15 protein-coding genes are annotated in these 14,051 nt (G+C 55.9%); 12 read left to right on the plus strand and 3 right to left on the minus strand.

Annotated features, from left to right (window positions below; all coding sequences use genetic code 11):
* The first annotated feature begins 90 nt into the window (after nucleotides 1-90).
* Complete coding sequence (locus tag VHB22_RS13840; protein ID WP_325457780.1) at nucleotides 91-1,188, plus strand: alpha/beta fold hydrolase; 1,098 nt, start codon at nucleotides 91-93, stop codon at nucleotides 1,186-1,188.
* A gap of 188 nt (nucleotides 1,189-1,376) precedes the next feature.
* Nucleotides 1,377-1,982, plus strand: a complete 606-nt coding sequence (locus VHB22_RS13845) for an A24 family peptidase (RefSeq protein WP_325457567.1) — start codon at nucleotides 1,377-1,379, stop codon at nucleotides 1,980-1,982.
* 33 nt (nucleotides 1,983-2,015) lie between these two features.
* On the opposite strand, the gene gspD is transcribed toward VHB22_RS13845, so the two are convergent.
* Complete coding sequence (gene gspD, locus VHB22_RS13850; RefSeq protein WP_325457568.1) at nucleotides 2,016-4,364, minus strand: type II secretion system secretin GspD; 2,349 nt, start codon at nucleotides 4,362-4,364, stop codon at nucleotides 2,016-2,018.
* 452 nt (nucleotides 4,365-4,816) lie between these two features.
* On the opposite strand from gspD, the gene VHB22_RS13855 reads away from it, so the two are divergent.
* The 10 genes from VHB22_RS13855 to VHB22_RS13900 all read left to right on the plus strand — a co-directional run bounded on the left by VHB22_RS13855 (nucleotide 4,817) and on the right by VHB22_RS13900 (nucleotide 13,081).
* Nucleotides 4,817-6,478 (plus strand): GspE/PulE family protein, encoded by a 1,662-nt coding sequence (locus VHB22_RS13855; RefSeq protein ID WP_325457569.1) that lies wholly within the window; start codon nucleotides 4,817-4,819, stop codon nucleotides 6,476-6,478.
* Nucleotides 6,479-6,575: 97 nt separating this feature from the next.
* On the plus strand, nucleotides 6,576-7,784 hold the full coding sequence (locus VHB22_RS13860; protein WP_325457570.1) for a type II secretion system F family protein: 1,209 nt from the start codon (nucleotides 6,576-6,578) through the stop codon (nucleotides 7,782-7,784).
* A 43-nt stretch (nucleotides 7,785-7,827) separates the two neighbouring features.
* The gene (gene gspG, locus VHB22_RS13865) at nucleotides 7,828-8,286 is read left to right on the plus strand and encodes a type II secretion system major pseudopilin GspG (protein WP_325457781.1); all 459 of its coding nucleotides are present in this window, start codon (nucleotides 7,828-7,830) and stop codon (nucleotides 8,284-8,286) included.
* Entirely contained in the window at nucleotides 8,255-8,743 is a 489-nt protein-coding gene (locus tag VHB22_RS13870; protein WP_325457571.1) for a prepilin-type N-terminal cleavage/methylation domain-containing protein, read from the plus strand. The genes gspG and VHB22_RS13870 overlap by 32 nt, the downstream gene beginning before the upstream one ends.
* A gap of 55 nt (nucleotides 8,744-8,798) precedes the next feature.
* A complete protein-coding gene (locus VHB22_RS13875; protein WP_325457572.1) occupies nucleotides 8,799-9,134 on the plus strand; it encodes a hypothetical protein in 336 nt (111 codons plus the stop codon).
* Nucleotides 9,127-9,870: a PulJ/GspJ family protein gene (locus tag VHB22_RS13880; protein WP_325457573.1), complete on the plus strand. Its 744-nt coding sequence runs from the start codon at nucleotides 9,127-9,129 to the stop codon at nucleotides 9,868-9,870. The genes VHB22_RS13875 and VHB22_RS13880 overlap by 8 nt, the downstream gene beginning before the upstream one ends.
* A 2-nt stretch (nucleotides 9,871-9,872) precedes the next feature.
* The gene (locus VHB22_RS13885; protein ID WP_325457574.1) at nucleotides 9,873-10,820 is read left to right on the plus strand and encodes a hypothetical protein; all 948 of its coding nucleotides are present in this window, start codon (nucleotides 9,873-9,875) and stop codon (nucleotides 10,818-10,820) included.
* Nucleotides 10,817-11,914: a PilN domain-containing protein gene (locus tag VHB22_RS13890; protein WP_325457575.1), complete on the plus strand. Its 1,098-nt coding sequence runs from the start codon at nucleotides 10,817-10,819 to the stop codon at nucleotides 11,912-11,914. Before VHB22_RS13885 ends, VHB22_RS13890 begins: the two co-directional genes overlap by 4 nt.
* The gene (gene gspM, locus VHB22_RS13895; RefSeq protein WP_325457576.1) at nucleotides 11,911-12,483 is read left to right on the plus strand and encodes a type II secretion system protein GspM; all 573 of its coding nucleotides are present in this window, start codon (nucleotides 11,911-11,913) and stop codon (nucleotides 12,481-12,483) included. The genes VHB22_RS13890 and gspM overlap by 4 nt, the downstream gene beginning before the upstream one ends.
* Nucleotides 12,484-12,487: 4 nt before the next feature.
* Complete coding sequence (locus VHB22_RS13900; RefSeq protein WP_325457577.1) at nucleotides 12,488-13,081, plus strand: type II secretion system protein N; 594 nt, start codon at nucleotides 12,488-12,490, stop codon at nucleotides 13,079-13,081.
* Nucleotides 13,082-13,097: 16 nt separating this feature from the next.
* On the opposite strand, the gene VHB22_RS13905 is transcribed toward VHB22_RS13900, so the two are convergent.
* Both VHB22_RS13905 and VHB22_RS13910 read right to left on the minus strand, forming a co-directional pair.
* Nucleotides 13,098-13,550: a hypothetical protein gene (locus VHB22_RS13905; RefSeq protein WP_325457578.1), complete on the minus strand. Its 453-nt coding sequence runs from the start codon at nucleotides 13,548-13,550 to the stop codon at nucleotides 13,098-13,100.
* A gap of 40 nt (nucleotides 13,551-13,590) precedes the next feature.
* The gene (locus tag VHB22_RS13910; RefSeq protein WP_325457579.1) at nucleotides 13,591-13,962 is read right to left on the minus strand and encodes a hypothetical protein; all 372 of its coding nucleotides are present in this window, start codon (nucleotides 13,960-13,962) and stop codon (nucleotides 13,591-13,593) included.
* Between the last annotated feature and the right edge of the window lie 89 nt (nucleotides 13,963-14,051).

Here is a 14,051-nt window from a genome sequence, read left to right on the forward strand (position 1 = left end):
AAGAGAGACGATGCTCGGATAGCAACAAAATTTTGAGAGGCATTCATGACAAAGATAGTTCAGGACATTTCTATAATATCCGCTTTGACGATGAGCTTGCTGCTCACGGCCCCAGGTGTATCCGCGCACAACGCGACGAAGCCACAACACAAATCACAAATTGTTCTCGAAGACCAGGGTAGCTTCACCGTCGGCGGCGGCGTGGTGACAAACCCGGGCAAGTTCGACCCGATCAAATTGACGCCTGATGGGCAAACGATTCACGGCGATTTTGCCTACGTGCAGTACCAAATTCCGCGCAATCCGCGTAGATATCCGCTCGTGATGTGGCACGGCGGCGGCCAGATGGCCAAGACCTGGGAAACAACGCCCGACGGCCGCGATGGCTTCCAGAACATCTTTATCCGGCGCGGCTTCTCAACCTACATTCTTGATCAACCCAATCGTGGACGCGCGGGCCGTGCGCTTCAAGGAACGACGCTCGCGCCGGTACCGGGCCCTGGACCAACCGGCGAGCAGGGCATCTTCGTTCGCTTCCGCATTGGAATTTGGCCAAACTATTTTCCTGGGGTGCAATTCTCGCATGATCCCGCCGCACTCCTACAATGGTGGCAGCAACAAACACCAAGCACAGGGCCAGCTGACAATGAAGTCGCCTCGGATGCCATAGCCGCTCTTTTCAAGAAGATAGGTCCGGCTGTACTGCTCTCGCATTCAGCCGGCGGCTACCCAGGATTCCGAACCGCGGAGAAAACACCGAACGTTCGCGGCATTGTTTCGTACGAACCCGTTGGCTGGACCTTTCCAGAAGGCGGTGCACCCGCACCAATTCCCACCGCGGCGGGCGACATAACCGGACAGACCGTGCCGCTGTCCGACTTCCTCGCACTGACCAAAATTCCAGTTCTGCTGGTCTACGGTGATTACATTCCGGACCCGCAAAAGCCGAGCGTCTACCCGGGTATCGACATTTGGCGCGGTCGCCTGATGATGGCGCGACTGTTCGTTAAGGCCATCAACGACCACGGCGGCAAGGCCCAGCTTCTGCATCTTCCGGAGATTGGTATTCACGGCAATACGCACTTCACAATGTCGGACCTCAACAACGAGACGATCGCCGACTTACTATCCAAATGGCTCAAGAAAAACCGGTTGGATAAATACGGCGATCGACGAGATCTGCATTAGGGAACCAAGCACATTGAGGCCGTACGCGCATTCAACGCCTGTACTGCCGTGTCGGCGGCCGGGCATCCTCCAGCTCGGCCGCCGCCGCATTGACTAAACGAGCTTGACGCCGGCGAAAGTTCGGCGGCCCATTGCCAAATGCATGTGGCCATATATTGAGAACTCGGACCACACATGAGACTACGTTGATGATCCGAATTCGAGCAGCATCGCGGCCATTGCTCTTGGCTTTCGCCACCGCCTGTGCGATCGCGGTGATATCTTTCTGGTTCCTTGATCTAAGGCACGCGGCTGTATCCTGTCTTCTCGGCTGGACGATGCTCGCAATCGCCGTCGTAGACTTCGAAGACTTCATTATCCCTGACACGCTCTCATTGCCTGCAATACCTCTCGGCCTCATCGCTGCGAGGCTGCTCGATGATCCGAATGGCGAGCAAAATCTTCTTCTCGAACATGTCGCGGCAGCAGCCGCGGGTTTCACGATCCTATACGCCATCAAACAGATCTATTACTGGTCTCGGAAACGCGAGGGACTGGGTCTGGGTGACGTGAAGCTTGCCTCCGCCGCCGGCGCATGGACCGGTCTCGAAGGATTGAGCCACGTACTTCTGCTCGCCTGCATCCTGGCGATGTCTTACGTTGCAGTGGCGAACATCAGAACACCGCGCGCGATTGAGCGAATGACGGCCATCCCCTTTGGTGTTTTCCTCGGCCCGGCGATTTGGATCGTCTGGTGCATCAGCGCTATCGTCGCCGGTCCCGAGACAACCATGCCTCTGGCATCGCGTCTTTGATGCGATGCCAAAGGCATTATCGACAATGCTCGCTCATTTTATCGAATAGCGTTTACCCGACCGGCCATCATGAACATCGATGTCCCACGCCGCCGGACGTGGCGCCAAGGACGCCATGCCGCCACGCAAAGCCTCGGCCGCGTTCGCGGCATCTTCCGGATCGCGAATGACGGTCGGCCGAATGAATACGATAAGCTCGGTCCGCGTCTTTGATGTTGTCGTATCTCCGCCGAGCACGTCTCCCAAGTAGGGAATCTTCTCCAACACCGGAATTCGCTGCTTTTCGTGATTGACTTGTTCGCGGATCAACCCGCCTAAGGCCACCATCTGCCCGCTCTGTACCGCGATCGTGCTCGTCACCCGCCTTTGCGATATCGTCGGTGTAAGTGACTGCGTGCCGGTACCCCCGCCACCTGTGGGATCCTGAACAGCACTCACCTCCTGTTGGATCTCCATCGTAACGAGGCCGTTGGAGTTGATCCGCGGCGTTACGTTCAGGATCACGCCCGTATTCTTGAACTCGATTTCGTTGACGGTCGGCGAGTCGGGATTGATCACGCTCTGGGCCTCACGCGTGATGATCGGAACCTCGTCGCCGACCTCCAGTGTCGCCGGCTGGTTATGGATCACGACCACCGACGGCGAAGACACGACCCGAACGGTCGTTTCTTTCGCGAGAGCATCAAGAATGACCTTCGGATTGGCGACATTCCCAGCGATGAGATTGAGCCCCGGGGCGACTGGGTTAATCGGAGCCAAGACGTCACTGGTGCTGAACCCAAGAACGCCGTTCTTCCCACCGTTCTTCTGCAAATAGAATTGAACGCCATACGCGAGATTCTTGTTGAGCGTGACTTCCGCCAGGGTGGCGTTAATCAGAACTTGCATAGGCGGCTGATCGATCCTGCGCAGGATTTGCAGGATCTTTCGATAGTTTCGCTCTGATGCCTTGATGAGCAGCTTGTTGTTACGCTCATCGGGCGTAACGCGCACTGAATCACCCGATTCCGAGCCCGAAGAGGAGGAAGAAGAGGATGAAAGATCGTCGAGCGATGAATCATCCGAACTCGAAGTCGGTGGCGGTGTACTCTTGAGCGGACCGCTGCTGCTTGAGGTTCCCGATCCCGATGACGTATCGCTTGTATTGCCGAAACCAGAAGTGCTGCTAGATCCCAGTCCGCCACTGCTGCTCGAACTTGAGCTGCTGCCAAAGCCACTGCTGCCGAAGCTGCTGCCAAGCGTACTGGAAGTGCGCGACGCGCCGAGCGTAGGAGCGACCTCCTTCTCCTCCGCGCCTCTCGACGACCCGCCGCCGCCCGAGCCGGAGAAGGCCGCCATCAGCAGCCGCGCCAAATCCCTGGCGCGGCCATTCTCGACGCGATAGACGTAAAAATTATTATCGTCTGCGCCTCCTCGATCAAGCCGCTCGATCCAATCCTGGACCTTGTTGATCGTCTGCGAACGAGGCGCCAAGACAAGGATGGCATTGAGCCGACTGATCGGCTGAAATCTCACGACGCCGCGACCCTGCTGCGCTGATTGAAAAACTTGCTTGAGTTCCTTGATAACCTCGTCGGGCGATGAGTTGTTCAACTTGAACAGCCCGGCCGATTGCCCCTTCATCCAATCGACATCGAACATCGATACGATGTCGACAACCGACTGGCGTACCTGGCTCGTCCCACGGACGAAGAGGAGATTATTGTAGACGCTCGCGCGCAGATCATCCTGTTTGACGAGCAGCCCATCCAGCATACGTAGAATGGCATCCGTCGACACATATTTCAGCGGAATTATCGAAACGCCGTAACCCTGCCCGACTTCGCGACTTTCCTTGACGTAGTCGAACGCTGCTATGCCCTGTTGATGCGCATCGCCCTCGGGAACGATACGATAAACGTTATTTTCGATCAGAAGCGCCGCGTGATAAGTCGCGAGCACGCTCTCTAGGATCGACAGCAGCTGCGCACGCGACACGGGCCCGCCAGTCGAGATCGTTACCTTTCCCTCGACTTTAGAATCGAAAACATAGGTAATCCCGAGCGTGTCCTTCAGAATAACCTTTGCAAGCTCGGAGATTTCCGTATCGCTGAAATTGAGCTCATATCCTGACGCGCTTTGGCTAATTCTCTGATCTGAATTTCTTTGAATATTCGCAACGCGATTGTCGCCCGGATATTTTTCCGAAATAGATCCGGTGGTCGGGCTATAATTTCTGAATTGGGGATGATAACTCGCTGGCGTCGCCGGGCCCAAATCTGCATTCGACAGCTTTGAGATTTCATCGGGCGGCTCGATCAGAGGCTTCTCCATCAGCGCTGAGCACCCTGCGACGCTGACTGACAACAAGCCCACGAGCGTCAAAACTTTCCAACGAGCCATAAACGACTCCCCCCAACATCCCAGCGACAAAGATCATTGTTTTTGTTGACTTTGCACTCAGTACGGCGATGGATTTTGCAATCTTTCCACCGCTTTATTCGGGTCTACGCCCGCGCACGCGCTCTCTCGAATCGGGACAATAGCTTGCCGCAATCGAAGACGAGCTAAATTCTACGAAGAGGGGGCGTTTGCATTTTCATCTGTTGCGCCCACGTAACTTGAACTCACGACGCGCATACTGACGAATATGCGTACAGTGCACTGGCTTGGACGGCAGTGCACTGACTGTTGTAATTGCGTTTGGGTCAGGAGTTCTACAAATCACAAACACCAAAACCCGAATCACCTTAACTCTGCGAGGCAACTCAAAAATACATTTCTGAGCCCTACTTTTTTGATATATCCTCAGCTTATCGTTGCCGGTGCGTATTTACTCAGGGGTAGGGCGAGCCATGAGTGGAAGTTTTGAGGAGTATCTGCTCAGCGAACAGCTCATTTCCCAAATCGAACTCGATAAGGTCGGCAAATTCCGGCAGGAGACGGGTGCGAGTATCTTTTCGGCGCTCCGCAAAGCTTCCGGTGTGCAGTCGCAGGCACTGGTCCGTGCAATCGCGGACTATCATAAAGTTCCGCGCGTCGAGGAAGATCAGTGGCTGAAATATCAACCGCCTCTGGGCAATATCTCTTACGCCTTCTTACGTGAGAACAAGGTATTTCCGCTCGGAGAGGTCGAGGATGGCATCCTCCTCGCTATGGAAGATCCTTCCGACGTCCAGGCGATAAATGCGGTTCGCATTGCCCTGCAGCGCGAAATCATTCCCCGAGTTGCATCGGCTGAAGACATCCTGACAGCAATCGAGCGTGCCGCCCGCGAGCGCGGCAGTTCGACGATGTGGCAAGACTCGTCGAAAACCGCGGCGGCGGGTGACGACATAGAGCATCTCCGGGATATGGCTCTCGGCGCCCCCGTTGTGCGTTACGTCAATCAAATGATCCAACAGGCCGTTCACGCACGCGCCACAGATATTCACATCGAACCCTTCGACGGCCGCGTTGCGATTAGAATGCGCGTTGACGGCATGCTGCGCGACGTCGCCCCTCCACCCGCGCAAATGTCTAAGGCGGTCGTATCGCGCGTAAAAATTCTATCCGGACTTAACATTGCGGAACGACGGCTGCCTCAGGACGGCCGCGCGCGCATCCGGATCAACGAGCACCGCCTCGATCTGCGTATCGCAACCATTCCGACGATCCACGGAGAAGCGGTTGCCATACGCTTGCTGGACAACGTCCGGCGCATGCTCGATTTCGCACCTCTAGGATTTGGCGAACGCGACGAGCGCGAGATTCGACGGCACTTGTCGGCTCCCTATGGTCTCATCCTGGTTACGGGCCCGACCGGCTCTGGAAAGACGACGACGCTCGCAACGGCGCTGTCGATGCTCAATTCCTCACACCGCAAGATCCTGACTATCGAAGATCCGATCGAATATGAGCTCGACGGCGTCAACCAAACGCAAGCGAAGCCCTCCATCGGACTGACCTTCGCCGACGCCCTCCGCTCCTTTCTCCGCCATGACCCCGACGTTCTAATGGTCGGTGAAATGCGCGACGGAGAGACGGCAAGTATTTCGATTCACGCGGCATTGACGGGCCATCTCGTGCTTTCGACATTGCATACGAACACTGCCGCAGGCGCAATACCGCGCCTTCTCGATATGGGAATCGACGCCTTTCTTCTCGCCTCATCCCTTCGATGCGTCGTCGGGCAGCGCCTTGTCCGCGTGCTCTGTTCGCATTGCAAGGAGCCGTCTGATGAGCCGCTGTCGCTCGGCGGAGCACAATTCATTGCCGGCGAAGACAACACCCATTGGAAGGCAGTCGGTTGCGAGAGGTGCTTCGGAACCGGGTATAGCGGCCGCCTCGTAATTGCTGAAGTCCTGAGCGTCGATGACGAAGTCCGCAAGCTCATTAAGCCGGATGCCGAGATGGCCGAGATCGAAGCCGCCGGCAAACGCAACGGCATGACGACGATGATCGTCGACGGAATTGCCAAGTGCCGCTCTGGCGTCACCACACAAGAGGAGGTCCGCCGCGTAGCTCTCGACGTTTAGCGACGTTCAAAAGAACGCGCGGCCAAAAATAAAAAATTGGAGGAAATGCCGTGAAATTCGTCAAGGTCGTCGATGGCCGTAGTCGGACCATCTAACGATGCTTTATCAATACAAAGCCCTCAGCCGTACCGGTGCCAGTCTTTCTGGTGAGATGGAAGCCGCCAACCGCGCAACCGTCCTTGAGGATTTGCATCAGCTTGGCCACTTCCCGATTGAGGTCAAGGAACTCAACGGCGGACCTGGCAAGGGCCGCAAATCGTCCTCGTTCTTTTCTGGAATGCCCTCCTCGCGGCAGATCACGCTCTTTACGCGCGAACTCGGCATGTTGCTAAAGGCGGGACTTCCTCTCCACCAAGCGCTTGTGTTTCTCGAACGCGATGCCGAGTCCAAATCGCTGGGACGATTGGTCGGACGCATCGGCAACGAAATCGGCAGCGGCAAGAGTCTGCACGAAGCTCTTGAAATGCAGGGCGACGCATTTCCCCTGATTTATTCGAAAATGGTGCGCGTCGCCGAGGCAAGCGGCACGCTGGAAACGGTTCTTGAGCGCATCGCGCAAGGTCGCGAAAAGGCACAAAAACTCAAGAGTACGGCGCTTTCGGAGATTCTATACCCGTGTCTTCTGATCGTTATGGCGATCGCAGCCGTTACCGTAATGCTGACGTTTGTTGTCCCGCGATTCAAGGACATGATCTCCAATGCCGGAACACAAATTCCCGACCAAGCCCGCTTCGTAATTGGCGCGTCGGATTGGCTCCTGGCCAATTGGCAATATCTTTTGGGCGGCATAGCCGCAGTCGTCCTGACGATAGCAGTGACCTGGCCAAAAATTCGCGGCGAAGTTCAGACGCTTCTGCTTCGTGTCCCCTTCATCGGCAGCATCATCCAGATGAACCTGACGATCCGCTTCTGCCGGACGCTCGGGATGCTACTCGAGAACGGAGTCGATCTCCCCGCAGCAATGAAACTCGTAAGCGACGTCATCGGCAACAAGCCTGCGGCAGCCGCCATAGACCAATCCTATGATGCTCTACGCAAAGGCCGCAGCTTTCTCGACCCCCTTTCCCAATCCGGCTTATTCCCGCCGGTCCTGATCAACATGCTTCGCGTCGGTGAGGAAACAGGAAGTCTCGCCAGCTCGCTGCTGCATATGGCCGAGGTCTTCGAAGAAAAATTAGAAAGAACCGTAGAACGTACATTCACGATTTTCGAACCGGTCATCATCCTTCTAGTGAGCGGCATTATCGCATTCATTATCGTCTCGATCTTGAGTGCTGTTATCAGCATCAACGACCTCGCCATATGACGGAGCACACAAGATCATGAAATTCACGGAAGTCCTGTTGAAAATGGCAAACACGCGACACAAAAAGAAAGGCAGACCTACAAAAAACCGCCAAGGCGAGGCCGGTTTTACCCTGATCGAGCTCCTCGTGGTGATGGTGATCCTCGTGCTTCTTGCAAGCTTGGTTGCGCCGCGCGTCATCGGTTATCTCGGAAGTTCGCGCACGAAAACGGCGAAGGTCCAGATTGAAAGCCTCAGCACTTCGCTCGAACTCTATAAGCTCGACAATGGGCGCTATCCTGACGCCCGCGAAGGTCTGAACGCGCTCGTACAACGGCCTGCCAACATGCCGAGCTGGAACGGCCCTTATCTGAAGAAAGACAAGGTGCCGCTCGACCCGTGGGGTGCACCGTACATCTACCGCTACCCCGGCAAACACGGCCCATTCGACATCATTACGCTTGGCGCCGACAAACGAGAAGGTGGAGAGGGTGAGGACCAGGACATTGCCAGCTGGCAATAGAACGCTAAGTGCGACTGCCGATGCCGGCTTCACACTTTTTGAAATGCTGGCCGTTATGGTCGTAATCGCGCTGACCGCAGCCGCGATAGCAACGCTTTATCGCGCGCCATCCGGAGCGCAACAGGTTAAGACCGAAGCGTTGATCGCCGCGTCGCGCCTGCGCGATCTCCGTTCGAACGCGATGACGTCCGGCACGGAAGGTGCCGCGACCATCGACGTTGAACGGCGCACCATCGCCTTCAGCGGCGGAATAACCCCTGTTCTGTTCTCCAAATCGATATCGCTGGAAGTAACCGCCGCAGACAGCGAGAAGCGGGGCCCTGGAATTGCGGGCGTCCGCTTTTTCCCAAACGGCAGCTCCACGGGCGCAACAATAGATTTGAAAATGGAAGGTCGTGCGTATGAGATCCGCATCAATTGGCTCACCGGCCGAGTGTCCACGGCTTCAATATATTGACGCTCAGCCGAACGGCAGCTCTTCGGGCTTCACATTATTTGAGACCCTGACCGCGATGCTCGTTCTCTCGATCGCGCTCGTCAGTCTGTTTGAAGCACATTCCCGTGCATTGCGAACCTCGCGCATCGCAACGAACTATGCACAAGCGCGGATATTGGGTGAATCGCTCCTCGCAAAGGCCGTAAGCGGGTGGAACGGCAAACTTCGATCTGAGAAGGGCGTTAGCAACGGCTTTGCTTGGTCCGTAGAAATTGCGCCTGAAACAGCCTCCTGGGCAAAAATCGAAACCAAGAACAACTGGCGGCTTCGCCACGTGCGGGTGCGCGTCGGCTTGGGTGACGGTCGCGAAATCAAGTTGGATACGCTGAAGCTCGGTCGCAGCAATGGTTAGTTCACCGACATCGCTCGCCTCATCGAACCGGCAAAGCGGATTTACGCTGATAGAGTTGCTGGTCAGCTTGACGATACTGACCGTAATTCTCGGTCTGTTGAGTGCCGCCTTGACAACCTTATCGCAGAATTGGAACGCCAATGCGACACAGATAGAACGCCTCGAAATGTTCTCCCGCGCCTTTGACATCTTCGAGCGTGACGTCTCTGGCCTCCAACGGCTCGTGCATAAAACCAACGATACGCGAGAGTTTATTTTCACCGGTACGCCGGACCGTCTCTCGTTCGTGACACTCGAACCGCCGTACCCCACCTCTCCCGGCCCGTATTACATTCAGTATTCAGTCGAAAGGAACGGGCCCCAGTTTAATTTGATCCGCGCCCGCGCACCGTATCAAACGAACATGTACCTGTTCCCGGGCGCAACGCCAGCGAACTCTGTTGACCTCATACAAGGCAGCTTCAAATACAAATTCTCATACGCATTACGAACACGAAAGGGCGACAAATGGCTGTCGGCGTGGCGCGCGCAGAATAGGGTCCCGGACATAATCCGGCTCGACGTCGTCGACGCAAGAAGTAACGTCCCAATAGCTCCGCCTTTTTTGGCGGCCGTACAAACCGATGCCGAACTCAGTTGTTTGTCGCAGAGTTCCGACACATGCACCGCTCGCACGAACGGCAAACTCGTGCGCGATGAATCTCTGACCGCTACGGCCGATGGCTCGACGAGGTAGATGTGACACGTAACGCGCCAGAGCTGTTCTCACAGGATCCGTTCGATCATTCGGCGCGCGAGCGCGGATTTGTGATGCTCGTCGTGCTTTGGGTGCTGACCTCGGCCGTCCTGTTGGTTGCTTCATTCAATGCCGCAGTGCGTAGCGGCGCAGCTTCCGCCGTTTCGGAAATCGGGCTTGTAAAATCCGACGCCATTCTGGACGGAGGTCTTGAAATCGCCGCGGCGCATTTGGCCAACTCCGACCCCAAAAAACGCTGGCCGGGTGACGGAAGAGCACACCAATTCGCTTTCTCGGATACTGAAGTCACGATTTCGATTACGGACCCGGACGGTCTTATCGATTTAAACAAGAGCGATGAAAAGCTGCTGCGTTCTTTTTTTCAGCGACATACCAAATCGGCAGCAAAAGCGGCGCAATACACCGATTTCATCCTGCGAGCGAGAAAAGCCGCCTCGGGAGAAACGCCCGGAGACAAGACCACTTCAGAGTTTCAAGCTACGAGCGATACGGGCAATACTGATGGTTTTTCGCCCCCCGCGCCTGCGTTCATCGATGTATGGCAGCTTGGCCGTTCGAACGGCATTCCTCACGATCTCTTCAATCGCATTGCCCCATACTTGACCGTCTATAGCCGTGACGGAACCATAAATCCCCTCGCTGCCCCGGAAGAGGTGCTGAGTGCCGTTCCCGAACTCAACAGGGCGGATATAGAAAAGCTCAAATACGCAGATAAATCTGCGACCTTCGACATCATGCAAAAAGGCCAAGAGTACCTGACCGACGAAAGCGGCCCAGCTTATCTCGTGACGGTCAGCGCACATCGGCCCAACGACAACTACAGCATCAGCAGGACTTACGTCATTTTGCCCGGTCTCGATGGCAATGCACCGTACAGGTTAATTGCCAAATGGCCGATGGTGACGTCAGCCGCGGAGAAAGTGCAATGACGAAAGACGGTAGCATAGGCCGCGCCCGCCGCTTCTATTGGTGGTGGCTTCGAGAGCTGAGCAAGATCATAACTCCGAGACGCGCAGGCGAACGTCCGTGGCGAACGCTGCTATTCAACACAACCGAAGGTTTGGAAATTTACACCCGCGGCGCGGGTCCGACCCGCCGCATCGGCATACTCGATCCACATGCGAGCGCTGACCAAATTGCCTCGCTAAGACGATTACTTCTCCAACGGGAAACGCAAAATTCCAAGCAGGTGCTGCTTCGTCTCTCTCCCGCTGACGTCGTCCATCGAACGATTCAAATTCCCGTGGCGGCAAGTGACCTGATGGATTCGGTCGTCGAAAACAAGATCGAAACGATCGTACCATGGCCGCAAGACAACACCTGTTACGGCTACCGCGCGAAGGGCGAGAACGCCACGACGCCTGACCAGATCGATACCGACATCGTCGCGACAACGAAGACGATCGTTGACGCGGCCGTAGAACGCGCGCGCCGGATCGGCCTATCGCCGAACGCCATTGACTTCGCTCCCACCGCGGATGCGCCATCGACCGCAGAGCTGATGACGCTCGAAGCTGACCCCGTCAGCAAAACCGCCGGGCGCCTGCATATCGCAATTCTTGCTCTCGTCCTTGCAGGTTTCGCCGTAGGCGGCTTCGGATTTTATCAAGTCTGGGGTTTGAAGACCCAGTATGGAGATCTCGAGAGCAAGATCACGGCGATTATGGCGCGCGTGGACGACGTCAAACGCCTCAATGACGAAAACACAAAACTGCGTGAACAGCGGGAGCGCTTAGCCAAGCTTAAGATCGACGATAGGCCAGTCATGGTGCTGATCGAAGCACTTAGCCGTGCATTGCCGGATACCGCTTACCTCGACGAATTTGAGATTCACGAAAAGGAAGCGCGCCTGGTCGGCAAGTCCGCGGATCCGACCAGCCTGATCGAAACTTTGGAAAGCACTCCGGAATTTGAGGACGTCAGATTTTCTGCCCCAACCACCCGCGAGGATGGTCAAAAGCTCGGCACATTCTCGATCGTTGGACGTGTGCAGGAAGAAGCGCATGCGGAGAAAACACAGTGACCTCGCCATCAAAATCGACGTACGTCGCAGTCGCGCTGCTCCTGGCGCTGTTCGTTGCCCTCGGTGCGGCGGCCGCGGCACCTTACTGGAAAATCCTGGGGCTTGAACAAGCGATCGCGGCGAAAAGAAAAACGCTGCCCGAATTACGTGCGGAGATATCGCGGGAGAACGCGCTGAAAAAAGAGCATTTGGACCTGACAGCCCTCGGTCAGGACAAGAGCCTGCTCCTCGAAGGAGATAAAACGGGCGTTGCGGGCGCTAATTTGCAGAGCCTCGTAAACAGCCTCGTGACCGCGAATGGCGGCACGGCTTCGAGCATTCAGATCATGCCGCCGAAGGAGGACGGCAACTTGACTCGCATTTCAGTAAGCATGTCGATCAGCGTTGGTACCAACGGGTTACGAGACATCGTTCACGGCCTTGAGACCGGCACGCCGCTCATCTTTATCGACGATATCATCGTGCGCGCTGTTCACGATGATTTTCGCCCGCCCGAACCGCACTACACCGGCCCACTCGACGTGACTTTGCAGGTAAGCGGTTTTGCGATTCAAACCGGAGCTTCTTGAGACGATGACACAGTACCGGCCGTTATTGTTGATTTTGGTATCGCTCGGCTTGGCGGGCCTCGTTTGGATGGATAATCGCGGAGCCTGGTTCGGCGGCGGCAAAGACCACATCGTCGCCACGCGCGCTGCCGGAAACTCCCCCGCTGCCGATACGCCGGACGAGCACGGCACCACCGCCAAAGAAGCTGAGGAAGCCGACCAAGAAAAGACGGCATTGGAGGAAGCCAATCAGCTCCTTAGCGGAAATCCATTAGCCTCATTCGACAAATCGACGCTCAAAAATTGGGTAAACCGGCCGCTATTCGCGCCCAGCCGGCAACCGCCAAAGAAAACTGCAAAGGGAACCGTCCAAAAACCGCCGCCCCCTCCCGATTACAAGCTTTTAGGCGTAGTTCTCAATCGCCATAGGACAATCGCGCTTCTCAAGAGCCAGGGCAGCGGCGCCGACTTCCGCGTAGAGGTCGGCGACATGATCGGCGGGTGGCACGTCGCGATGGTCGAAAAGGATTCCGTCACACTGAAGCGAGACGGCGAAGAAGCTCAAAAAGTCAAATTTGCAAAGGGCTGTTCGAGCGATTCTGACGACGATAGCTGCTGAACATCGCAAACCAAAGTCAAGGCATCGCAGGATTATTGGCAGGGGGAGCCGCCGGAGTTTGGCTCTTTTTAGAACCGCTATCGTCTTGGTTGCTCCCCGCGATCAGTATCTTACCGACGCCTGTCGCATTTTTCGCCGATCGTACGATCATGTAATTCTGATTGCGGAGAAGCCTTTCCAGAATTGCGGGCAACGTGCCGGAGATCGTCATTGAAACGGCATCATCCGACGCGAGTTTGTCTTCGCCCGAAATCTCGATCCCATATTTTTCGTGAAGCGTTTGGAGCACCGTCCCAATTGTTTCGCCATCGATCTTCATATCGATGTTCTGGGAAGGATGATCTCCCTTGATGGTAATGCCCTCCGCTCGCAGCTCTCCTTCTCCGAACAGGCAAATAAAAGCGATACTCAAAGTAAGAACACGTAGCGCACCACGCCCGCTATAAACGCACCTGACCGATCTGCTCATGAAAACCCGATCCGAAATGATTTCCCGATATTACAGCTTATCAATAACAGCCAGCATCAAGCATGCACTTGTCGAATCGCCAATTATCGTCGCCCCACCGCTCATAGTCCCACGGGCGCCAGCCGCGTCCGTTGCGCAGGTCGCATCGATACATAACTTTCATGCAACGCTGATAATTCCGGCAAATGCCTTCGTGCTTATGCACGTGATAGATGCCCAGGCGCGGATCCCAGCCAAACATCGGTCGGCAATGAAAACCGTGCGTCTTCTCCAATATAGGCGCGATAGCAAATTGACTTTTCGCGGCCGCGAAACCTGCCAGAGGGTCTGCTGAGCCGCCCGAAGCAAGCGGAAGATTGAGAATAGCGATCAGTACGGCTGCAATCGCGAGACGAATGCTTTCTCTGCGCAAGTCACGTCCTCCCCACGCGGGCGAAAAAACCGCCCCAGAATCAGTGACTCATACCACGAAACGCATAGGTCAATCGCATCGCAAAGCGC

Origin of the sequence: Hyphomicrobium sp. (genome assembly GCF_035548195.1) — a bacterium.
Lineage (GTDB): Bacteria > Pseudomonadota > Alphaproteobacteria > Rhizobiales > Hyphomicrobiaceae > Hyphomicrobium_B.

What these genes read in the sequence shown, in the direction of transcription:
- VHB22_RS13840 (WP_325457780.1), top strand. Translation starts at nt 91, where the DNA reads ATGAGCTTGCTGCTCACGGCCCCAGGTGTATCCGCGCACAACGCGACG.
- VHB22_RS13845 (WP_325457567.1), top strand. Translation starts at nt 1,377, where the DNA reads ATGATCCGAATTCGAGCAGCATCGCGGCCATTGCTCTTGGCTTTCGCC.
- gspD (WP_325457568.1), bottom strand. Translation starts at nt 4,364, where the DNA reads ATGGCTCGTTGGAAAGTTTTGACGCTCGTGGGCTTGTTGTCAGTCAGC.
- VHB22_RS13855 (WP_325457569.1), top strand. Translation starts at nt 4,817, where the DNA reads ATGAGTGGAAGTTTTGAGGAGTATCTGCTCAGCGAACAGCTCATTTCC.
- VHB22_RS13860 (WP_325457570.1), top strand. Translation starts at nt 6,576, where the DNA reads ATGCTTTATCAATACAAAGCCCTCAGCCGTACCGGTGCCAGTCTTTCT.
- gspG (WP_325457781.1), top strand. Translation starts at nt 7,828, where the DNA reads ATGGCAAACACGCGACACAAAAAGAAAGGCAGACCTACAAAAAACCGC.
- VHB22_RS13875 (WP_325457572.1), top strand. Translation starts at nt 8,799, where the DNA reads ATGCTCGTTCTCTCGATCGCGCTCGTCAGTCTGTTTGAAGCACATTCC.
- VHB22_RS13880 (WP_325457573.1), top strand. Translation starts at nt 9,127, where the DNA reads ATGGTTAGTTCACCGACATCGCTCGCCTCATCGAACCGGCAAAGCGGA.
- VHB22_RS13890 (WP_325457575.1), top strand. Translation starts at nt 10,817, where the DNA reads ATGACGAAAGACGGTAGCATAGGCCGCGCCCGCCGCTTCTATTGGTGG.
- VHB22_RS13900 (WP_325457577.1), top strand. Translation starts at nt 12,488, where the DNA reads ATGACACAGTACCGGCCGTTATTGTTGATTTTGGTATCGCTCGGCTTG.
- VHB22_RS13905 (WP_325457578.1), bottom strand. Translation starts at nt 13,550, where the DNA reads ATGAGCAGATCGGTCAGGTGCGTTTATAGCGGGCGTGGTGCGCTACGT.